Below are 20962 nucleotides of genomic sequence, written 5' to 3'. Positions count from 1 at the left end.
TAAAACTCTTAAAATTCTAAATAAAATTTTTATGTTTCTAACTGATAAATAAAATTCATATTTTTAGGAGAAAACAAGGCGGAAGATAAAATTTAGGCAGGAGCTTACTACTGTAAGTGACTGTCTAAATTTTTTCTTTCAACGCAAAGTTCTTCAAAAAGATGAAGAATTATTTATCAGTTCCATTCCATGCAATTGATGGCTTCCCATTCTCATCAAACTCAACTGCTGGCATACCCATTACATTATAACCACAATCAACATAGTGAATTTCACCTGTAACTGCACTTGATAAATCAGATAATAGATACATTCCTGAGTTTCCTACTTCATCAGTAGTTACATTCTTTTTAAGTGGAGAGTGAGCTTCATTCCATTTTAACATGAATCTAAAGTCACCAATTCCAGCTGCTGCTAAAGTTTTAATAGGTCCAGCAGAAATAGCATTTACTCTAATTCCATCTTTTCCTAAATCTTCAGCTAAATATTTTGTAGTCATCTCTAATGCAGCTTTTGCTACACCCATTAAGTTATAGTTAGGAATATATTTTACTCCACCATAATAACTTAATGTTAATACTGATGATTTATCTGATAATAAAGGTTTTAATTCTCTTGTAACTTCAATTAAAGAGTAAACTGAAATATCCATAGCAATATCAAAAGCTTCTTTAGATACATCCATAAATCTTCCAGAAAGTCCCTCTTTTGGAGCAAATGCAATTGAGTGAACAATAAAGTCAATTTGACCCATATCTTTTTCAATTGATTCTTTTAAAGCTTTGATTTCTTCAGGCTTTGATACATCACATGGATATACATAATCAGCACTTCCAAACTCTGCAGCGATTGGCTCAACTCTTTTCTTTAAAGAGTCATTTAAATATGTAAATGCAATTTCAGCACCTTGTTCTGCACAAGCTTTAGCAATACCATAAGCAATAGACTTATTGTTTGCAACTCCTAAAATTACACCTTTCTTCCCCTTCATTACCATTATAAATCCTTTGTATTTTCTATAATTTGTTTAAAATCTTCCACAACCCAAGAAGCTGTTCCAATCAGTGCTCCATCAACATTATCAATAGAACAGATTTCTCTTACATTTGCTACTTTTACACTTCCACCATATAATAATGGCTTGGAAATTTTTTGTTTAATTGCAGAATGAACTGCTTTAATATCATCATTTGTAGCAGTTACACCTGTCCCAATAGCCCAAACAGGCTCATATGCTAAAATAAGATTTTCATAATTTGTATCAATTCCAACAAACTGCTCATAGATGTACTCTAAAGTTTGCTCAATTCCTTGTTCTTTAACTTCTAAAGGCTCTCCAATACAATAAACTATTGTATATCCTAACTCTTTATAAAAGTTAAATTTCTTAGTAATCTCTTCTTGAGATTCACCTAAAATATGTCTTCTTTCACTATGACCAATTAAAATTGTTTTAATACCAAACTCATCAAGTTGTTCAGTTCCTATTTCACCTGTAAATGAACCCTTAGCTGTTGCATATGCATTTTGAGCTCCAACAGTTAAATTTGAAACTGTATTAAACTCATCTAATGATGTTGCTGTTGGAAAAACATAAACATCATTAGAAATATTTTCTTTTTCTAAAAAAGAGTTAACTTCATCAATAAAAGTAGCTGTTGATTTTCTTGTATGGTTTGTTTTAAAGTTTGATGCAATTATCAAGTTTATTCCTTATCTTTATGTCTACTTTTTCACAAAGGATATAAAATCCTTTTAAAAGTAGGAAAATTCTAAAGAGTACAACGAGTTGTACTTGTTTACTCTTCTATAACAAGTGCTTTAACACCTGGTAAAATTTTTCCTTCTATTAACTCTAAAGAAGCTCCTCCACCAGTTGAGATAAATGTCATATCATCTTCATCACCAGTAACTCTTACTAAGTCTGCTGTATCTCCACCACCAACTACAGTTGTTGCAAATGACTGTGCAATAGTGTGAGATAATCTAGTACTTCCTTTAGCAAATTTCTCCATTTCATAAACACCCATTGGTCCATTCCATAAAATAGTATTTGCATCAGATAGTGCTAATTTAAACATTTGTGCAGTTGCAGGTCCAATATCTAGTCCCATCCAGTTTTTAGGAATCTCTTGAATTGTTACATGTTTTGCAATAGCTTCTGAATCAAAAGCTTCTGCTGCAACAATATCAACAGGAAGATATAGTTTTACACCTAGTTTTTTAGCTTTTTCCATAATTGTAAGGGCTTCAGGAATTAAATCTTCTTCAACTAAAGAGTTACCAATTTCATGTCCTAAAGCCTTTAGGAATGTAAATGCCATTCCTCCACCAATTAAGATTTTATCTACTTTTGGAACTAAGTTATTTAAAGCTTCTAACTTTCCAGAAACTTTAGAACCACCAACTACAGAAACAAAAGGTCTCTTTGGATTATTTACAATGTGATGGAAAAATTTAATCTCTTTTGCTAATAAAAACCCTGCTGCTTTTTGATTCATTTCAAAATATTTAGTAATAGCTTCAACTGAAGCGTGAGCTCTATGAGATACACCAAAAGCATCATTTACATAAACATCTGCCATAGAAGCAAGTCTTTTAGCAAACTCTTCATCATTTTTCTTTTCACCTGGGTGATATCTTAAATTTTCTAATAATAAGATTTCACCAGCTTCTAGATTTTTTGCTAACTCAAGAGTATCATCTTCAACTACATTTTTAGCCATTTTAATCTCTTGTTTTAAAAGAGTATGTAGTCTTTTTGCTACTGGCTTTAATGAATATTTTTCATCATTTTCATCAGCTGGTCTACCAAAATGTGATGCTAATATAATTGAACAATCTCTATCAATACAGTATCTAATAGTATTTAAAGCAGATCTAATTCTTCTATCATCTGTGATGTTATTATATTCATCCATTGGAACATTAAAATCACATCTAATAAATACTTTTTTACCATCTATATCAATATTTCTAATCTCTTGTAGTTTCATACGCTTTTAAATCCTCTTAATTAGTTTGTTGCTACGTGAACACTCATGTCCACTAATCTTGTTGAATATCCCCACTCATTGTCGTACCAAGATAATACTTTTACCATATTACCCTCAATTACTTGAATAGTATCAAGAGGTACAACTGTAGATAATGCTTCTCCAATGAAATCAGAGCTTACTCTATACTCTTCATCAACACCTAAAATACCTTTTAAGCTTCCTTCACTTGCAGTTTTAAATTGAGCACAAATATCTTCTAATGAAGCCTCTTTTTTAAGTGTAACTGTTAAATCAACTAAAGAAACATTTGGAGTTGGAACTCTAATTGCTTGACCATTTAATTTTCCATTTAAGTGTGGCATTACTTTTCCAATAGCTTTTGCAGCACCTGTACTTGCTGGAGTTAAGTTAGTTGCCCCTGCTCTACCTTTTCTTGGATCACTTTTATGTTTAGAGTCTAAGATTGGTTGAGAAGCAGTATAAGAGTGAATTGTAGTCATTAAACCTTTTTCAATTCCAAATGCATCATCTAATACTTTTGCTACTGGCGCTAAACCATTTGTTGTACAAGAAGCATTTGAAACAATTGCTTGACCTGCATAAGTTTTCTCATTTGCACCCATTACAAAAGTTGGTGTATCATCTTTTGCAGGAGCAGACATAACTACTTTTTTAACTCCATTATCAACATAAGCTTGACATGCTTCAGTTGTTAAAAATGCACCTGTACACTCTAATACAACATCAGCACCAAAGTCTGCAAAGTTTAATTTAGCAGGGTCTCTTTCTGCTAATAGTTTTGCTTTATCATTTCCAATTTTTATAAATCCATCTTTTACTTCAATATCAGATCTATTTCCATGTACTGTATCATACTTTAAGTTATATTGAATCATCTCGTCAGATCCACTTGCGTTTACTGCTACTAATTCAACATCATCTCTATCTGCTACAATTTTAGCTACACATCTTCCTATTCTACCTAATCCATTAATTGCAACTTTAATAGCCATAGTTACCCTTTTGTAAATATTAATTTGGTAGATATTTTATCCAAAAGTTGCTATAATAATATTTAATCATAAATCAAAGGAAAAAAATAGGTGCAAATTGCTATTTTTGGGGGTAGTTTTGACCCACCTCATATAGGCCACCAAAGCATTGTAAAAAAGGCGATTAAAAAACTTGACATTGACCTTTTAATTGTTGTGCCTGCTTTTTTAAATCCTCTTAAAGTAAAATCATTTTTAGATGCAAAAACAAGATTTAAACTTTTAAAAAAGTTATTTTCAAAATTTGATAATGTAAAAGTTTCAAAATATGAAATCAAACAAGAAAGAGCGGTTTATTCAATAGAAACTATTAAATATATAAAAAAGAAGTATAATCCTTCAAAAATATATTTGATTATTGGTGCAGACAACTATAAAACATTTCACCTTTGGGATAGTTACAGAGAGATTAAAGAGCTTGTAACATTAGTTGTAGTGACAAGAGACGGCTATAAATATGAAATTAATGATGAAGTAAAAAGGTTAAAAGTAAATATTAAAATAAGTTCTACTGAGCTTAGAAATACTTTTAAAGTCTCATATATTCCTAAAAGAATAAGAGAAGAAGTAAAAAAAATTTGGAAAAAAAGAGGTAAAGTTTGAACAAAAGAATTGATGTAATCAAGAACGTACTAGTTGACAAAAAAGCAGAAAATGTAGAAGTTATAGATCTTACAGGAAAAGACTATATTGTAGATTTTGTTGTAATTGCTACAACACTTAACGCTAAGCATGCATTTGCTTTATTAAATCACTTAAAAACAGAATTAAAACCATTAGGTGAAGATTTTATAAGAGTTGATGAGAATGATGATTGGACAATTTGTGATTTAGGTGATATGTTTATCAACCTAATGAGTGAAGCAGCAAGAGAAAAATACTCACTAGAAGAGTTCTTAGAAGAAATTAAAACTAGCAAATAATAAAAAAGGAAGAAAAATCTTCCTTTTATTATTTTATCCTCTACCAGTTAAAAGCTTACTATAATTAGAAGTTGCATCACGTGCACCACCCATATTGTCTGTTAGTATTGCAATACCTATTGCTATGACAAATATAATAATAAACCATTTCATGTTACATCGTCTCCTTAGGCCTTATTCCTAATAAATTCAGTGTTGTTTTAATTGTAAGAGAACAAAGACTCAATACTTTTAAAAACTCATTTTCTTTTTCATTACCAACAATTTTATTGTCGTTATAAAATCTATGAATTGATGAAGCTAAAGAGTATAAGTAATCAGTTACTTTTTGCATATCTCTTTTTGCAAAGGCTTCATTTAATACACTTGGTAATAATAATGATTCATAAACTAAATTTAATGCATCATCATTTAAGTTTTCATAAGTGATAGTTGAAACATCATCAAAAGTTTTTTCAGCTTTTTTGAAAACTTGATTAATTCTTGCATATGCATAATTAATATAAAATATAGGATTTGAACTATCTTGATTTTTTAATTTATCAATATCAAAATCTAAATGAGTATCACTTTTTTTAGTTAAGAAAACAAATCTTAATGCATCTGGACCAATCTCTTCAACGATATCAGACATAAGAATAACATTTCCTGCTCTCTTACTCATTTTATATGGTTCTCCACCTTTAAGTAATTGAACCATTTGAGCAAGTAATACTTCTAATTTTTTAGAGTCGTTTCCTAGGAATTCAATTGCAGCTTTTACCCTTGCAATATATCCATGGTGGTCTGCACCCCAAATATTAATATATCTATCAAAATTTCTATCATACTTGTTTTTGTGATAAATAATATCACCAGCTAAATATGTTGGAATACCATTATCTCTTACAACAACTCTATCAACATCATCTCCTAATTCAGAAGATTTAATCCATAGTTTGTCGTCTTTTTCATAAAGTGAACCATTCTTTTGTAGTACATCTTTTGTACTATCCCAAGACGTGTAAAGAGATTTTTCACTAACATAGTTATCAAATACAATACCTAAATCAGCCATATCTTTTTTGATTAATTCAAGAACTCTTTTTTTAGCAAATAGTGCTAATTCCATTTGTCTTGATTCATCATTAAAGATTTCAGTTCCTAATTCTTGCTCTACTTCTTTTGCAATATCAAAAAGGTAATCACCTCTATAATACTTTTCTGGATATTCAACCTCTTGCTTTAAAATAGTTTCTTGACCAGCTAAAGCTAATGAAAGTCCAAGTAGATCCATTTGAGCACCTGCATCATTTACATAATACTCAGTAGTAATATCATATCCAAGGTGTTTTCCAATCCTTGCTAATGCATCACCTGCAATTGCACCTCTTGCATGACCAATATGAAGAGGACCAGTTGGATTTGCACTTACATATTCTAAAAGAATTTTCTCATTTTGAGGTTCACCTTTAGCAAACTCTTCTTTAGAAGCTAATACTTTATTTGATTCTTCCTCTAAAAAGCTTTTAGAAAGTGTAAAGTTAATAAATCCTTTTACAGACTCTACCTTTTCAAATAAACTAGACTCAGCAAATTTAGCAGCTAGCTCTTCTGCAATAATCATTGGAGATTTTCTATACTCTTTTGCTAAAGAGAAAGCTACTGGTGTTGCAAAGTGACCTAAAGACATATCCTTAGGTTTCTCTAGAACAATCTCTTTTTCTAATATATTTTCAATATGATTCTTAACTATATTTTGCAATACACACTCACACTAAACTGTTTTAGTTTCGTCTTTTTTTGACTCAACATTAGCTTCTTCATCTTTTTTTTCGATCTCATCTTTTTTATCAGTTGAAGCTACTTCTTCATCATCTTTAACAGCTTTTTTGAAGTTCTTAATACCACTTCCTAAACCTTTAGCAAGCTCTGGAATTTTCTTTCCACCAAAAAGTAAAAGTACTACTAGAGCGATTAATACCCACTCCATACCACCTGGCATACCCATGACAAATCCTTAATGTATAATTTTGAGATATTATATCTTTTTGAAGCTTAAAAAAAATGAGTCTGGATTGTTTATTTTATAAGAAAGTGTAATAGCTTATAGCCACTTCCAGCAGCTAAAATTGTTCCAAAAAGATTTAGAAACATATTTGTAATTCCAAGTAAAAAAGAGCTTTGAAGTAAGAAAAAACTCTCAATAGCAAAAGTTGAATAAGTAGTTAGTGCACCTAAAAAACCAGTAACTAAAAAGGATTTTGTAATATCAGACATCATATTATGAGCAATAATTGCAAAAAGACAACCTATAATAAAACTTCCTACAATATTTACAATAAGTATTCCAACTGGCAAATCAATAGGAAAGTGTTTGTTAGTCATATGCACAACATAAGCACGTGCAATTGCTCCTAAAAAACCACCTAATCCTACAGCTATAAGAGTATGCCAGCTAAGAGTCATTTTACTTTGTCTCTTGTTCGAATACTTGGTTCATCTCTTTTTCTAAATCTTCAAACCAAGTTGTTCCTTTTTCAGCCTGAACAGGTTTTAAGAATTTAACTTTTACTACCCCTGGTTTTTGTTTTAATGACTGAGAATCTAAAATATCTCTTGTATTTAGAATAATTGCAGGTTGTACTTTTAGTTTTAGTTTATTTGCAAGCATTTGAGCTCCTGCTTTAAACTTAAGCATCTGCTTTCCATCACTTCTAGTCCCTTCAGGGAACATAGCAATTGGACGTCCTTTTGAAAGTCTATCTTTTGCTTCTTTTAAAAGATGAATAATACCTGCTTTATTCTCTCTATCAATAGAGATCATTCTTGGGGCTTTAATGATGTGACCAAAAAAGAAAAGGTCAGAAATCTCTTTTTTAGCAACCCAAGCTAAGTTTCTTGCATGGATGTGTTCCATAATAATAATATCTAAAAGACTTTGGTGATTCATTACAACCATATCACATGATTCATCTATCTCACCTTCGATTTCAAGTTTTATTCCTAATAAATAAATTTGAATCTTCATCCAGATTTTGATTATTTCATGGGTTTTACTTCTAAACAGATACATTGCAACAACAACAATTGCAACTGTTATAGAAAATTGAATAAGAACAATTATTCCTCTAATTCTTGATAACATCGTCTTCCTTTACCCATCCAATAAATTTATCTTCGCCTCTTTTAAACATGATTTTTACAAAGCCATTTTTTCTTTTCATTTCTTCAACTGAAACTTGATTTGACATCTTTTGGAAAATAGTAGAGTTCTTTGTAGGTAAAATATAAATTACACTATTCTCTTTTAATTTTATACTTTTATTTGGCATTGCAAATAACATAAATGCAATTGCAAACACTAAGAATAAAACTAAATAAATATATGACCTTTTCCAAACAAATAATATTAAGAAAATTACAGCAATTGCACCAATTGCTACTTTTTTATAAAACTCAAAACTAGAGTTATTTGGATTTAAATCTGTTTGAGTACTAACTAACTCTTCTTCAAATTTAATAGGTATAGTTATTTTCTCTAATCTTTTTAAATCTGTATTGTAATAGTTAAAGGCAATTATTTTTTGATGAATAGGAATAACAACATAATAAATCATATGCTGATTTGGATAGTTGTCTTCTATTAAAGTTACACCTTGTTCTTCAAAACCTTTGATATAAAAATCTTCAAAGTTTGAAAAACTACCTTCTAAATCTATAATTGCTAAAGCTTGTTTATTTGTATATTGCTTAGCTTTTGTATTTAAAATTGTTAACTCTTTTGCAATTACATTAGAAAATATTGTATCTGCTTTTGCTACTTCTGAGAAAGTTATCTTAGGAGGAAGTAGCTTTCTACTCTCTACTAAAACATTATTATCGAAAAGTTTAACTTCTATTGTAGGTAATAAAAAGTTAGAATCATAAGCTTTAAAATAGTATTTATTTTCATATACATTTTTTGTATTACCTTCAAGTTGCCATTGACTTTGAGCATTTAAAGGTAGCATATTTACACCATCTATAAAGTGTGTCTCAATTCTATCATAATTACTTCTTGTAATTAATGCTTTAACATCAACTTCAAATCTTTGATTTTTATAGATATGTTTTGGATAGTTTTTATATGATAAATATAAGTTTTTACTTACAACTAAAGGTGCTGTTTGAGCACCTTCAGTCATAGAGCCTTCTTCTTGTGTGAATCTATTTATAGTATTTATGTTTCTATCGTTTGTACCATTAAATACAGAACTCTCTTCTTTGACAAAGTCATTTGAAAAAACTACACTAAATAAAACAAAAACTAATACTACTATTTTTTTCACTATTTTAAGAACCCTTTTAACATTGCAACACCATCATCACAACCAAGTAATTCTTCCATTGCTCTTTCTGGGTGAGGCATAAGACCAAATACATTTTTATCTTTATTACAGATACCTGCAATATTAGCTACAGAACCATTTAAGTTCATAACTTCACCATTTTCATCACAATACTTTAAAAGAATTTGATTATTAGCTTCAAGCTCTTTTAATCCTGCTTCATCAATAAAATAGTTACCATCATGGTGAGCAACTGGAATATTTACAACTTCATCTTTTTTAAGTAGAGATAAAAAAGTATTATCATTATTGATAACTTTTAAGTTGTTGTATTTTGAAATAAAATGTAAAGAATCATTTCTTTTCATAGCACCAGGTAATAATCCAGCTTCTAAAAGAATTTGGAAACCATTACAAATACCTAAAACTTTACCACCATTTACAGCATAGTCTTGAACTGATTCCATAATATTTGCAAATCTAGCAATTGCACCAGATCTTAAGTAATCTCCATAAGAGAATCCACCAGGAATAACTAATAAATCAGTATTAGCTGGAATCTCTTTATCCTTATGCCAAATAATAGTAACTTCACAACCTAGTTTTTCAAAAGCATATTTTGTGTCATATTCACAATTAGTACCAGGAAATTGTAATACAGATACATTCATAATATTAACCTATTATTTCGATTTGATAATCTTCAATTACAGTATTAGCAAGAAGCTTTTCACACATTTCTGTAACTTCTTTTCTAGCATCTTCTTCATTTGAAGAGTTTAATTCCATAATAATTTGTTTACCAATTCTTACGTCTTTTACTACTTCTTTAAACCCAAGAGTATCTAAAGCGTGATGAGTTGCTTTACCTTGATCATCAAGTACACCTTGTTTTAATGCTACATTTACGATTGCTTTCATTTAATCTCTTTCCTTCTTATTTATTTAAAATTCTATTTAATACGTTTTCATAGGCAACTTTTAGTCCACCTTTACCTTTTCTAAATCTATCTTTATCCATAGATTCACCTGACTCTACATCCCAAAATCTACAGTTATCAGGAGATAACTCATCAATTAAAATGATATTTCCATTAGCGTCATAACCAAACTCTAATTTAAAATCAACTAATTTTAATCCCTTTTCAAAGAAATAAGGTCTTAAAATATCGTTTATTTCTCTAGCTACTCTTCTTAGCTTGTCTAACTCATCTTGATGATTTACAAGTCCTAAAAGTAATGCATGTTGGTCATTAATCTTTGGATCACCTAAAGCATCATTTTTATAGTCAAATTCAACTAAAGTAAATGGTAAAACTGTTCCATCTTCAATACCTAAAGTTCTTGTTAAAGAACCAGTTGCAATATTTCTAATAATAACTTCTATTGCAATAACTTTACATTTTTTATGAAGCATATTATTGTCATCAAGCATTTTTTCAAAGTGTGTTTGAATTCCATTTGCATTTAATAATTTAAATAATTCTGTAGAGATTTTATTGTTTAATGCACCCTTACCAGCCTCTTCAGACTTCATTTCACCATTAAACGCTGTTAAATCATCTTTAAATTCAGAAATTAAAAGATTCTCATCTTCTGTTTTCCAAATTCTTTTCGCTTTACCTTCATATAAAAGCTCAGTTTTATTCATCTGTGTTGTTCCTTTTATTTCATTATTATTAAACTTTTTAAAATACCAATAGCTGTATTTAATTGGTTATCTTTTGTGATATCCTCTTCAGTTAAAGTTTTTTTATTCTCTTTTTCTTCTTTATCTTTTTTTACGCCATTCTCTTTATTAAGCTCAACTTCTAAATGTTTCTTTAAATCTGCTTCTTTTAATTTAAACTCTGCATTTTTTTCACTAACAACTTCACCCTCATGTGAAATTACATCAGGAGTAATTCCCTTAGCTTGAATTGTTCTTCCACTTGGTAAATAGTATTTTGCAATAGTAATTTTAATATTTTCACTTCTATCTTGTGTGATTGGTAAAATAGCTTGAACAGAACCTTTTCCAAAAGTCTCTTCACCAATTACAACAGCTCTTTTATGGTCTTGTAAAGCACCACTTACAATCTCAGAAGCTGATGCTGAACCACCATTTACTAAAACTACAACTGGAACATCTGTCATAGTCTCTGCAATTGTTGCATTAAACTTCTCTTCTTCTGCGCTATTTCTTCCCTTTTGAGAAACAATTACACCCTCATCAACAAATAAATCAACAACACCAATTGCTTGTGTTAATAATCCACCTGGGTTGTTTCTTAAATCTAAAATAATACCTTTTGTTTTTGGGTTATTTTTAATAGCTTTTTTTAAGTTTGTAGTAACTTTTCTATCAAAACTTGAAACTCTTACATATAATAAATCTTCATTTTCAATTGTTTTAGAAAATACTGATTGAATTTTAATAATATCTCTTATAATATCAATCTTGATTGGTTTATTTTCACCTTCTCTAACAACTGTTAAAACAATAGGAGTTTTAGCTTTCCCTCTCATAAGAGAAACAGCCTCATCTAGTGTCATATTTAAAGTTGAGTTATCATCAATTTTTAAAATAATATCCCCTGCTTTTACCCCTGCTTTATATGCTGGTGTATCATCAATTGGAGAAATAACAGTTAGTGCTCCATCTCTCATACCAACAGTAATACCAAGACCACCAAACTCACCTTGAGTTTGAATACTCATCTCTTTTGATGACTTTTTATCTAAATATGTAGAGTGTGCATCTAGTTCTTGCATAAGACCTTTAAGTGCCTTATCAACAATCTCTTGAAGTTTGATATCATCAACATAATACTTTTCAACAGTACCAATAACTTGTGTTAATTTTGAAAGAGACTCAAACCTACTTTGGTTATTCTCTTCTTCCGTTTGTTCATTCGCGAAAATTGATTGAGATAGTAGTAAAACAATCGATGAAATTAATATAAACCTATTCATAAATCAACCTTAATTCTTTAATAAGAACACGATTATATAAAAATTTTCATAAAAGTAAGGTTTTATAATTTTTTTTGTATTATTTAAACCTAAATTTAAATGAAGGTTTTAAATGAGTCTTAAAGAAAATGTTGACTATGTAAAAGAAGAACTAAATAGCGAAGAGAAATTCTTAGAAGGTTTCGTTAGAGTTGAAAGATTTTACAAAAAATATAAGATAATTATTATCTTAGCACTAATCGTAATAATTGGTTTAGTTATTGGTTTATATGCAACAAAAACTATTCAAGCTTCAAATAAACTTGACGCGAATATTGCATTTAATAAACTAATGGAAAATCCAGATGATGCAGAAGCTAAGAGTACATTAAAAGATAAAAGCCAACAACTATATGAAGTTGCACTTTATGCACAATCATTAGAAAAAGGACAGTTCAACGAAACTGAACTTAGATACTTTAAACAACTTGTTGCTTATCAAAAAGCTTTAGAAGAACAAAATATTGATAAACTAAATGAAGTTTCAATGGAAAAAGACTTTTTATTAAAAGAGTTTGCAATCTTCAATAAAGCATTAATTCAAGCAAAAGAAGGAAAGTATGAAGATGCAAAAGCAACTTTAAATCTTATCCCAGCTGATTCACAAGTTAATAACTTAGTTACAGCATTAAAACACTATCTAGTTACAAAATAAGGAAAATAAATGAAACACTTAATTTTATTTGCAAGTTTACTTTTTGTATTTGCAGGATGTTCTTCAAAAGAGTACTTTGAACCAGAAAATACTGCAGGAGACTACGAACTATCTGAGTCAAAAGCTTTAAATGGAAGTATTTCTTACTTCAACAAAGATGGGGCGACTTTAGATAGCCAAGATATTATTACAAAAAGAGGTGTTTCTCAATTTAAAATACCTGAAGGATACAAATTCTTAAATATTGTAGATGATACTGTTATTGCTTCTAACTATAAAGATACTGTATTAGTTGGAGAAAAAGAGATTAAAGTTGATGCAGTAGTTGTAGCAGCTTCTAAAAACAATAACAAACTTGCTTTACTATTCTCTGACAACTCAATCATGTTATATGATATGAATACTGAGAAAACTTTATTAAAAGAGTATTACACTCACTCTTTTGTAAATGATACAAGAATCGCAAACCCTTACTTTATGAGTAATATTATTCTTTTCCCTACTTTAGATGGAAAGATTATTGTTGTATCTGATTCTAATAATAAAATTGTTAGAAATATTGTTGTTGATCCAAATGGACAATTTAACAATATCATTTTCCTAGATGTTGTAGATGATACACTTGTTGCAGCAACTGCAAATAAAGTAATCTCTGTTGGACAAGGAACTGTAAATCTTAAAGATTACAATGTTAGAGATATTATTACAAAAGATAAAAATATTTACATTGCAACTATTGATGGACAAATTATTAAAACTGATATTTCTTTAAATATTGTAGATAGAAGAAAATATAAATTTGCAAAAATTTACTCTTTAGCCTATGGTGAATCTTTATATGCCTTAGAATCTCAAGGTTATTTAATCAAGATTTCACAAGACTTTAAAACAGATGCAATTTATGAATTAGACTTTGACGAAGAGAAAAAAGTAATTGCATTAGAAGATACTATTTATTATGATGATGAATTCATCATTCTAAAATAAATTAAAAAGAGAACAAGGCTTTAGATGTCAACGGTTATACTTTTTATTTCTTATATTCTTATCTCAATGATTTTTACATGGAAATATGTAGATTTTATTAAAGAGAAACAGTGGGATATAAAAAGTGCAAGAACTTTACTGGCAATCTTTATAGCAATCATTGGATTACTACTACTTTCTGTACGTGTTGCTTTTTTAGGTGGTATAGAAGATGGAGAAAAAAATGTAATCAACTTAACTCTTATTTTAGGAGCAACAATAATTTTAATTATTGTGCTTCTTTCTCTTATTGTTATGCATCTTGTTAGAAAGATGAAATATATGGAAGTTACTTTCAAAATCTCTGAAAAAGACTCAGAGAGAGGCTCTTTATCAGAAAAAGAGATGACTTGCCTTGTAGATAGAAATCAAGTACTTAACGTACAAAAAATAATCTCTCAACCACAAAATACTGCTATTTCAAAAAATGAATCTTCAGAAGAAGAGTTCGAAATTATTGAAAAGAAATAAACAAGTAATCTAAGCTTTTAAATTTCTATTTGCTATATTCTCAATTAAAACTGTTGCATAAGAACCCTTAGGCAAAGTAAATTTCAATGTACATTTTGATGTTTGTTTATTATATTTTACACTTACATCTTTAGGATAAACAATAGCATCTCTTCTATATCCTTTTTCTTGAATATATGTATCATCATAGTTTTCTTCAATTTTTCTAGCTTTTGCAATACTTCTAAAAGCATGTCTTCCTGGAAGTAAACCTGTAGAAACTATTTTTTTATTTAAAAAATCTTGAATGATAGTTTCATTTAATTTCTTAGGAGTAAAAAACTTGTCACTTTTGTATTCCCTAAAAACATCACCATCTAAAGGTTCAAACTCATTTTCACTTTTGTTAACTCTTTCTACTAGCCATTTATTATAAAAATCACTTTGATATGCAGAAACAAGCATTTTTGCTAGTTTTCTATCTTTTATAAGTAAATCTCCATAAATATATCTTCTTGCTTTATCAAGGTTCTCTTTAGCCTCATGACCAAATCTTTGAAAACCAAAATAGTTTGGCATTCCAATTTTTGAAATCTCTTTTAATAGTTTCTCTATTTTAAAAACATCTTCTTCTTTTACATCATGTAGTCTTATCTCAAAACTATTACCTTCTAAATCACCAATATTTAGTTTAGTACTATGTAAAAAAGTCTCTTTGATTTCAATTTTTGGATGTCTAAATTTTTTTAAATCTTTTGCATACTTTCTAGGAATAGAAATATACTGAGTTGTTGTTGCATTTTTATCTTTTAGTCCTGCATAACCTAGCTCATTTTCATATATTTTTAAGCCCTTTGATAAACTCTCTAATAAATCCCAAGTTCCAAGACTCTTTTTCTTTATTTTTGCAATAATAAAGTTCCCCTTGTTTGTGAACTTAATAGGGTTTTCTACTACAATAAAATCATCTGGATTTTGATAAAACTTAAAGTTTATTGCTTTATGGTTTTGTATAAATTCTCTTTTTATCATTTACTTTTCTTTTTTAAATTTTTGGTATTATATAACAATCTTATTGTTTAAAAGGTTTAATGTATGGATATGGAAAAAATTCAAACAATTATTAAAGAGTTTTCCACAAAAAGAGATTGGGAAAAATTTCACAATCCAAAGAATCTAGCTATGGCTTTAAGTGTAGAAGCCTCTGAACTAGTTGAAATCTTTCAATGGTTAGATTTAGAACAAGCACAAAATCTAAGCTTAGATAAAAAGACTCATGCAAAAGAAGAGATTGCAGATATTGCTGTTTATTTAATAAGAATGTGTATGAAATTAGATATTAATTTAGAAGAAGCAATTATTGAAAAAATGAAAAAAAATGAAAAAAAATATCCTTTACTTGATGAAAATGGAAATAAAATTGACTATGGGAAGAAAAAATGAGAAAGATATATATTGCAGGACCTGACGTTTTTGAACAAGACTCAAAAGACATAGGAAAAAGATACTCTAATCTTTGTAAAGAGTATGGATATGAAGGTTTATATCCATTAGACAATGTTGTAGACTTTAACCAAGAGAAAAAGAAAATTGCAAAAGATATATACAAAGCAAACAAAAATTTAATTGACTCTTGTGATATAGTAATTGCAAACCTTAATTCTTTTAGAGGAAAAGAGAGTGATAGTGGAACTGTTTGGGAATGTGGTTATGCAACTGCAAAGGGCAAAAAAGTCTATGGTTATTTACATAGACACAATAGCTACCAAGAACAGTTCACAAGTGAAGAAAAAATGTCTAGTAAAGATGGTTTTATAGACTTACAAGGAAGAGTAATAGAAGACTTTGATTACCCTGTAAACTTGATGATTGCATGCTCTGTTGAAACAATAGTAGTAGGTGATTTTGAAGACGTACTAAAAATTTTAGAAAATTAAATATTTAAATAGTATAATCACAAAAATTATAAAAGGAAGACTCCATTCAAATTAGTTCTAAAGAAAAAATAAAAAATTTAAGAAGCCTTTTTACAATAATCTTTGTTTTATTAGCTGCTTTTAGTTTAGTTATTTTTGACTACATTTCTACAAAAACAAAAGAGTATCACCTAAACCAAAAAACAATGACATACGAAAGAGCTTATCATACTATTTATGACCAATATAAAGAGCTTTCTTATGTTGTTTTTACTGGTCTTTTAAAACTTACAGATGTACAAAATGAATTTAAATATATAAATAATAAAACAGAAAAAGAAAAAAAAGAGATAAAAAGAGAACTATATATTAAAGTGTTAAATAGGTTTAATACTTTAGATGATAAAAAGCTTACGAATATCACTTTTATACTTCCAAATAGTGAAATCTTTTTAGACATGAAACAACCTCTAACAAAAACTTCTATGAATGAAAATAAAAGAGCTTTTAATTTTGTAAAAAATAATAAAGAAGATATGGATAGCTTTGAAGTAAAAGATGAAGATACAGGTTTTAACTTTTTATATTCAATCAAAGTAGAAAATGAAGTTGTTGGGTTTTTAAATATTACTTTTAGTGAACAAGCAATTACTTCTTCACTAATGAAGCAATATTATGTTCTTACAAACTTTATTATTAAAGATGATAACTTTTCAAAAGAGTATTTAAAAAATACTAAAGAGTATAAAGCTGCTCATTTTGATGGTTTCTTGCACAATACAAATATCTTAACTGAATTAAGAGATGTCTCAAGAAAAGATATTTTAGTTTTAAAACCAAGTAGAAGTATGTCTATTAAAATATACAAAGAAGCAATGGAAAATAAAGCTAACTCTATTTTTATAAATAAAGATAATATCATAGTTACAACTATTCCAATTATGAATAAACTTAGAAATAAACAAGAGGCTTTTTTAGCAATATTAAGTAAGGAAGATGGACTTAGTAATTTAGAAAAAACCTATAAACTTATACTTTTACTTTTAATATTTTTATACCTGTCTATTTTATTAGCTCTATATTTTTTAATATCAAGAAGTATTGCTGAGAAAAATAGTTTAAATAAAATTATCAAAAAAGACAAACAGCTATTAGAACAGATGAAACTTGCTCAAATGGGTGAAATGATTGGAAACATTGCCCACCAATGGAGACAGCCTTTATCTACTATTAGTACTGCTGCAAGTGGTCTAAAAATGAAACATGAATTTGATATGTTAGAAAAAAATGATATCCCAGAATTTACAGATACAATAGTTACAAATACAAAATATCTTTCAGAAACAATTGATACTTTTAGAGACTTTATTAAAGAAGAAAAAGAGACAAAAGAGATTGTAATTCAAGAAAGAATAGATGAAACACTAAAAATTGTAAGAGCTAGTTTAGAAAATAGTCATATTAAACTTATAAATAATATCGACTATGAAAACCCTATTAAAGTAGAGCTTGTGGCAGAAGAGTTAGCTCAGGTTTTAATCAACATTTTAAACAATGCCAAAGATGTAATACTTCAAAGAAAAATAGAAGATGGAACAATTACAATTGCTTTAATAAAAACAAATAAAAACTTCAAAATAACTATCGAAGATAATGCTAAAGGCATTGAAAAAGATGTATTACCTAAGATATTTGACCCATACTTTACTACAAAACATCAGTTTCATGGAACAGGCTTAGGTTTATATATGAGTAAGATTATTGTAGAAAAACACCTTTTTGGTCAGCTTGAAGTTGAAAATACTAAAAAAGGAGCAAAGTTTACTATAACTATTCCCTTATAGTAAACTACTTACTCAATAACTTTTGTAAACTCTTCATAAAGATTATTTGTAAGAGGAGTTTCAAGTTTTAGTTCTAAATCTATTGGCTTTTCATTTTTATAAGAGTTGGTATTTGCCAATCCTAAATAAATAAAAGGCTGAACCTTTTTATCAACATGTGAAAATTTTCTTACAAAGATATGAAGTTTAACTGCGTGTTTTTTGTTTTCAATAAGTCTTTTTCCATCACCTTTATGGCAACTCATAGAAGGCTTACTTGAATAAGTAAAAAGTTCTTTTGAAAGAAAAGCATTTTCATACTTGGCACCCTTTGTAAACTTATCTTTTTCAATAGTTATAAAAAGGAAAAAATCATCTTTAAACTTTAAAAAACCACTTCCTCTAAAAGAGCTATGAATTTTGTCAAAATTACATAATTGAGCAATATTTAACATATTGTATTTTTCATAAAGTTTTAAAAATGGTAAACCATAATTCTTTACTCCAAACTCTTTTTCATATTTTATTAAAGCATAATTTATAGAATCTAAAAGTAAATCTCTTTTAAAATCACTTGCTAACAATTCATCAAACTCCTTAGTTCTAGATAAGGTATCTCTTTTTAAAGTAGCAAGTTTCAAAAACCTTTGTTTCTGAGCAGAATCAAAAAACTGTTCATCTAAGAATCTAAAACTATGAATAAGCATTTCTTCACTAACTTCTTTTAAATACTTTTTTAAATACTTAAGTGCAAAAGAAATAGAAATCTCTTTATTTGATATTAGATACTTTAAAATTGCAAACTCATAAACTCTTTTTATTGGCATCAAGCCTTGAATAAACCTAAGAGCTTTTACAAAGTTTTCATCTTCACATGCTTTTTTATAAAGACTATCTTTCTCAACTTTGCAAATAAACTCTTCATAAGATTTAGAGTATGAAATAAAATCTAATACATCTACATATTCATCATAATGAATATAATCACTAAGTCTAGGAATAGTCTTTAGATTTTGCGAAGTTTTAAACTCTAAATACTGCTCTTTTAAATATTTTAAACTATTGAAGTTTTCGTTTTCAATTTGTTCTAAAACTCTTTTTTTAGAAATCTCATCCATGATAATATGAGCATTAGGAAAGTTAGAAAAGTTATTGTTTAGAGATAGTTTTATACTATCTTTATCAAAACGTTTTTTACCTACAAGTGCTAAAGCAATAAGATAAGCTCTATTATGGTTTCCAATAAAATCAAGTACTGTTAAAAACTCTTTATCACTATTTTTTCTTAATCCTCTTCCTAGCTGTTGTACAAATACAATTGAAGAGTTTGTAGGTCGAAGCATCAAAACAGTATTTACATTTGGAATATCAACACCTTCATTAAATATATCCACAGTGAAAATAACTTCAAGTTCATTTGTACTACTTTGAAGTTTTTTAATAGAGTTTTCTCTTTTTATAATAGAGTCTTCACTTGTTAAGGCTGTTGCTTTAATTCCTCTTTTATTAAACTCTTCACTCATAAAATTAGCATGCTCTTTAGAAACACAAAAGCTTAAGGCTCTTCTTTTATCCCCACTAAATCCATAAAAGTTCATCTTCTCAATGATAAAATCAACTCTTTTATTTATCATCAAAAACTTTGAAAGCTTTTTAATATTTGTTAAATCAATATTCTCATAATCAAGCTCTTTTATATCTTCAATTCCAAAATAGTGAAAAGAACTTACTAAGCTTTTTTCTAAAGCTTCATTCAAAGTTACTTCACAGGCTAAATTATCATCAAAAAAATCAAAAATAGAAACCTCATCAGTTCTATTTGCAGTTGCTGTAAGTCCTAATAAAAATCTTGGTTCAAAGTAGCTTTTTACACACTCATAACTTTTACTTGCTATATGATGAGCCTCATCAACTACGATATAATCAAACTCTTGAGCTTCAAACTTTTTGTAGTATTTACTTAGTGTTTGAATTGTTGCAAAAATAAACTCACATTTTGTATCTTTTTTATTTCCCGTAAAAAAGCCCATAGTTTTGTCTTTGATTACAGCTTCAAAACTTTTTCTAGCACTAATTAAGATATCTTCTCTATGAACTATAAATAATACTTTCTTTGCATCAAACTGTTTTATATCAAAGACACTTAAAAAGGTTTTTCCTATTCCTGTTGATGCAATTGCAAGGGCTTTATTTTCACCACTATTTCTTAAAAAATCTAGCCTTTGTAAAGCCTCTTTTTGCATAAGGTTTAATCTAAACTCTTTTCGTGTAAAACTTTGTATTGGCTCTTGTTTTAACTTAAAACTTTTATACTCATCTAAAAACTCTTTATCTACAAAAATTGAGCTATCCCAAAGTTTATTAAAATCAGAAAAAAGCTCTTTTATAAAAACATCATCTTTTTTTAAAACTGTTTTTATATTCCACTCTATATTTGCTTTAAAAGCACTTGCTGTTAAGTTTGAAGAACCAATTAATAGTTTATACTCATCTTCAAACTCAAAGATATAAGCTTTTGGATGAAAGCCTATTTTATTATTTGCACTATCAAATATCTTAAGCTCGATATTTTCAAACTCTTTTATTTTTCCTAAGGCTTTTTCATCTGTAAAGTTAAGATATGTAGAACTTAAAACTTTCCCTTTAATTCCTCTTTGTTCACACTTTTTTAAGTTTTGAAGTATTAATTGAAGTCCTGAATAGTTTATAAATGCAACATTAAAATAAAAACTCTTACATGAGTCTAACAAGGATACAAACTGATTATAAAAATTACTATCTTGGGAATTTGTTATTAATTTAAGATTTTTCAAA

The 20962-nt window shown here is 28.4% G+C and carries 23 protein-coding genes; 8 read left to right on the top strand and 15 right to left on the bottom strand.

All coding sequences use genetic code 11. The features are described 5' to 3' along the window. Nucleotides 1-169: 169 nt before the first annotated feature. The 4 genes from fabI to gap form a co-directional block, all read right to left on the bottom strand. Nucleotides 170-997 (bottom strand): enoyl-ACP reductase FabI, encoded by an 828-nt coding sequence (fabI, locus tag CRV02_RS03385; RefSeq protein ID WP_129084872.1) that lies wholly within the window; start codon nucleotides 995-997, stop codon nucleotides 170-172. Further along, nucleotides 997-1704, bottom strand: a complete 708-nt coding sequence (locus CRV02_RS03380; RefSeq protein ID WP_129089161.1) for a triose-phosphate isomerase — start codon at nucleotides 1702-1704, stop codon at nucleotides 997-999. Before CRV02_RS03380 ends, fabI begins: the two co-directional genes overlap by 1 nt. Nucleotides 1705-1799: 95 nt before the next feature. Further along, on the bottom strand, nucleotides 1800-2996 hold the full coding sequence (locus CRV02_RS03375; RefSeq protein WP_129089160.1) for a phosphoglycerate kinase: 1197 nt from the start codon (nucleotides 2994-2996) through the stop codon (nucleotides 1800-1802). Between the two features lie 20 nt (nucleotides 2997-3016). After that, on the bottom strand, nucleotides 3017-4012 hold the full coding sequence (gap, locus tag CRV02_RS03370) for a type I glyceraldehyde-3-phosphate dehydrogenase (RefSeq protein WP_129089159.1): 996 nt from the start codon (nucleotides 4010-4012) through the stop codon (nucleotides 3017-3019). A gap of 90 nt (nucleotides 4013-4102) precedes the next feature. Between gap and nadD the strand changes: the two genes are divergently transcribed. Continuing rightward, nucleotides 4103-4654: a nicotinate (nicotinamide) nucleotide adenylyltransferase gene (gene nadD / locus CRV02_RS03365; protein WP_129089158.1), complete on the top strand. Its 552-nt coding sequence runs from the start codon at nucleotides 4103-4105 to the stop codon at nucleotides 4652-4654. Next, nucleotides 4651-4974 (top strand): ribosome silencing factor, encoded by a 324-nt coding sequence (gene rsfS / locus CRV02_RS03360; RefSeq protein ID WP_129084877.1) that lies wholly within the window; start codon nucleotides 4651-4653, stop codon nucleotides 4972-4974. The genes nadD and rsfS overlap by 4 nt, the downstream gene beginning before the upstream one ends. A gap of 154 nt (nucleotides 4975-5128) precedes the next feature. Here the strand turns inward: rsfS and argS are convergent, their stop codons facing one another. The 9 genes from argS to CRV02_RS03315 all read right to left on the bottom strand — a co-directional run bounded on the left by argS (nucleotide 5129) and on the right by CRV02_RS03315 (nucleotide 12239). Further along, on the bottom strand, nucleotides 5129-6718 hold the full coding sequence (gene argS / locus CRV02_RS03355; RefSeq protein WP_129089157.1) for an arginine--tRNA ligase: 1590 nt from the start codon (nucleotides 6716-6718) through the stop codon (nucleotides 5129-5131). 12 nt (nucleotides 6719-6730) lie between these two features. Then, nucleotides 6731-6964, bottom strand: coding sequence for a twin-arginine translocase TatA/TatE family subunit (gene tatA / locus CRV02_RS03350; protein ID WP_129084879.1), 234 nt, complete (start codon nucleotides 6962-6964; stop codon nucleotides 6731-6733). A 71-nt stretch (nucleotides 6965-7035) separates the two neighbouring features. Further along, a complete protein-coding gene (gene crcB / locus CRV02_RS03345; RefSeq protein ID WP_129089156.1) occupies nucleotides 7036-7422 on the bottom strand; it encodes a fluoride efflux transporter CrcB in 387 nt (128 codons plus the stop codon). A 1-nt stretch (nucleotide 7423) separates the two neighbouring features. Continuing rightward, nucleotides 7424-8101 (bottom strand): 1-acyl-sn-glycerol-3-phosphate acyltransferase, encoded by a 678-nt coding sequence (locus CRV02_RS03340; protein WP_129084881.1) that lies wholly within the window; start codon nucleotides 8099-8101, stop codon nucleotides 7424-7426. Then, nucleotides 8085-9284: a hypothetical protein gene (locus CRV02_RS03335; RefSeq protein ID WP_129089155.1), complete on the bottom strand. Its 1200-nt coding sequence runs from the start codon at nucleotides 9282-9284 to the stop codon at nucleotides 8085-8087. Before CRV02_RS03335 ends, CRV02_RS03340 begins: the two co-directional genes overlap by 17 nt. Then, complete coding sequence (purQ, locus tag CRV02_RS03330) at nucleotides 9284-9955, bottom strand: phosphoribosylformylglycinamidine synthase I (RefSeq protein ID WP_129089154.1); 672 nt, start codon at nucleotides 9953-9955, stop codon at nucleotides 9284-9286. Before purQ ends, CRV02_RS03335 begins: the two co-directional genes overlap by 1 nt. 4 nt (nucleotides 9956-9959) lie before the next feature. Continuing rightward, on the bottom strand, nucleotides 9960-10205 hold the full coding sequence (purS, locus tag CRV02_RS03325; RefSeq protein ID WP_129006712.1) for a phosphoribosylformylglycinamidine synthase subunit PurS: 246 nt from the start codon (nucleotides 10203-10205) through the stop codon (nucleotides 9960-9962). A 16-nt stretch (nucleotides 10206-10221) separates the two neighbouring features. Further along, a complete protein-coding gene (purC, locus tag CRV02_RS03320; protein WP_129084884.1) occupies nucleotides 10222-10935 on the bottom strand; it encodes a phosphoribosylaminoimidazolesuccinocarboxamide synthase in 714 nt (237 codons plus the stop codon). A 14-nt stretch (nucleotides 10936-10949) separates the two neighbouring features. Then, the gene (locus CRV02_RS03315) at nucleotides 10950-12239 is read right to left on the bottom strand and encodes a S41 family peptidase (protein ID WP_129084885.1); all 1290 of its coding nucleotides are present in this window, start codon (nucleotides 12237-12239) and stop codon (nucleotides 10950-10952) included. A gap of 112 nt (nucleotides 12240-12351) precedes the next feature. Here CRV02_RS03315 and CRV02_RS03310 point away from each other — a divergent pair, with 112 nt between their 5' ends. The 3 genes from CRV02_RS03310 to CRV02_RS03300 are packed head-to-tail and all read left to right on the top strand — an operon-like array spanning nucleotide 12352 to nucleotide 14430. Beyond that, complete coding sequence (locus CRV02_RS03310) at nucleotides 12352-12933, top strand: tetratricopeptide repeat protein (RefSeq protein WP_129084886.1); 582 nt, start codon at nucleotides 12352-12354, stop codon at nucleotides 12931-12933. Between the two features lie 9 nt (nucleotides 12934-12942). Then, complete coding sequence (locus CRV02_RS03305) at nucleotides 12943-13920, top strand: hypothetical protein (protein ID WP_129084887.1); 978 nt, start codon at nucleotides 12943-12945, stop codon at nucleotides 13918-13920. A 24-nt stretch (nucleotides 13921-13944) separates the two neighbouring features. Beyond that, nucleotides 13945-14430: a hypothetical protein gene (locus CRV02_RS03300; RefSeq protein WP_129089153.1), complete on the top strand. Its 486-nt coding sequence runs from the start codon at nucleotides 13945-13947 to the stop codon at nucleotides 14428-14430. 9 nt (nucleotides 14431-14439) lie between these two features. On the opposite strand, the gene CRV02_RS03295 is transcribed toward CRV02_RS03300, so the two are convergent. Continuing rightward, nucleotides 14440-15441: a tRNA pseudouridine(13) synthase TruD gene (locus CRV02_RS03295; RefSeq protein WP_129089152.1), complete on the bottom strand. Its 1002-nt coding sequence runs from the start codon at nucleotides 15439-15441 to the stop codon at nucleotides 14440-14442. A 63-nt stretch (nucleotides 15442-15504) separates the two neighbouring features. On the opposite strand from CRV02_RS03295, the gene CRV02_RS03290 reads away from it, so the two are divergent. The 3 genes from CRV02_RS03290 to CRV02_RS03280 all read left to right on the top strand — a co-directional run bounded on the left by CRV02_RS03290 (nucleotide 15505) and on the right by CRV02_RS03280 (nucleotide 18169). Further along, nucleotides 15505-15852 (top strand): nucleotide pyrophosphohydrolase, encoded by a 348-nt coding sequence (locus tag CRV02_RS03290; RefSeq protein ID WP_129089151.1) that lies wholly within the window; start codon nucleotides 15505-15507, stop codon nucleotides 15850-15852. Next, entirely contained in the window at nucleotides 15849-16346 is a 498-nt protein-coding gene (locus CRV02_RS03285) for a nucleoside 2-deoxyribosyltransferase (RefSeq protein ID WP_129084891.1), read from the top strand. Before CRV02_RS03290 ends, CRV02_RS03285 begins: the two co-directional genes overlap by 4 nt. A gap of 185 nt (nucleotides 16347-16531) precedes the next feature. Next, the gene (locus CRV02_RS03280; RefSeq protein ID WP_129089150.1) at nucleotides 16532-18169 is read left to right on the top strand and encodes a sensor histidine kinase; all 1638 of its coding nucleotides are present in this window, start codon (nucleotides 16532-16534) and stop codon (nucleotides 18167-18169) included. Between the two features lie 8 nt (nucleotides 18170-18177). Here CRV02_RS03280 and CRV02_RS03275 read toward each other — a convergent pair whose 3' ends face one another. Further along, a complete protein-coding gene (locus CRV02_RS03275; protein WP_129089149.1) occupies nucleotides 18178-20961 on the bottom strand; it encodes a DUF3427 domain-containing protein in 2784 nt (927 codons plus the stop codon). Between the last annotated feature and the right edge of the window lies 1 nt (nucleotide 20962).

Source organism: Arcobacter sp. CECT 8989, from assembly GCF_004116715.1.
Classification (GTDB): domain Bacteria; phylum Campylobacterota; class Campylobacteria; order Campylobacterales; family Arcobacteraceae; genus Halarcobacter.
The sequence above is the reverse complement of the archived record's forward strand: the minus strand, read 5'-3'. Positions and strand labels throughout refer to the sequence as shown.

Bases quoted from the DNA above. Each gene is read 5' to 3' on its own strand.
- CRV02_RS03295 (WP_129089152.1), bottom strand. From the start codon at position 15,441: ATGATAAAAAGAGAATTTATACAAAACCATAAAGCAATAAACTTTAAG.
- CRV02_RS03310 (WP_129084886.1), top strand. From the start codon at position 12,352: ATGAGTCTTAAAGAAAATGTTGACTATGTAAAAGAAGAACTAAATAGC.
- fabI (WP_129084872.1), bottom strand. From the start codon at position 997: ATGGTAATGAAGGGGAAGAAAGGTGTAATTTTAGGAGTTGCAAACAAT.
- tatA (WP_129084879.1), bottom strand. From the start codon at position 6,964: ATGGGTATGCCAGGTGGTATGGAGTGGGTATTAATCGCTCTAGTAGTA.
- CRV02_RS03340 (WP_129084881.1), bottom strand. From the start codon at position 8,101: ATGTTATCAAGAATTAGAGGAATAATTGTTCTTATTCAATTTTCTATA.
- CRV02_RS03285 (WP_129084891.1), top strand. From the start codon at position 15,849: ATGAGAAAGATATATATTGCAGGACCTGACGTTTTTGAACAAGACTCA.
- CRV02_RS03300 (WP_129089153.1), top strand. From the start codon at position 13,945: ATGTCAACGGTTATACTTTTTATTTCTTATATTCTTATCTCAATGATT.
- purQ (WP_129089154.1), bottom strand. From the start codon at position 9,955: ATGAATGTATCTGTATTACAATTTCCTGGTACTAATTGTGAATATGAC.
- CRV02_RS03305 (WP_129084887.1), top strand. From the start codon at position 12,943: ATGAAACACTTAATTTTATTTGCAAGTTTACTTTTTGTATTTGCAGGA.
- CRV02_RS03315 (WP_129084885.1), bottom strand. From the start codon at position 12,239: ATGAATAGGTTTATATTAATTTCATCGATTGTTTTACTACTATCTCAA.
- purC (WP_129084884.1), bottom strand. From the start codon at position 10,935: ATGAATAAAACTGAGCTTTTATATGAAGGTAAAGCGAAAAGAATTTGG.
- CRV02_RS03280 (WP_129089150.1), top strand. From the start codon at position 16,532: ATGACATACGAAAGAGCTTATCATACTATTTATGACCAATATAAAGAG.
- CRV02_RS03290 (WP_129089151.1), top strand. From the start codon at position 15,505: ATGGATATGGAAAAAATTCAAACAATTATTAAAGAGTTTTCCACAAAA.
- crcB (WP_129089156.1), bottom strand. From the start codon at position 7,422: ATGACTCTTAGCTGGCATACTCTTATAGCTGTAGGATTAGGTGGTTTT.
- CRV02_RS03375 (WP_129089160.1), bottom strand. From the start codon at position 2,996: ATGAAACTACAAGAGATTAGAAATATTGATATAGATGGTAAAAAAGTA.
- gap (WP_129089159.1), bottom strand. From the start codon at position 4,012: ATGGCTATTAAAGTTGCAATTAATGGATTAGGTAGAATAGGAAGATGT.
- purS (WP_129006712.1), bottom strand. From the start codon at position 10,205: ATGAAAGCAATCGTAAATGTAGCATTAAAACAAGGTGTACTTGATGAT.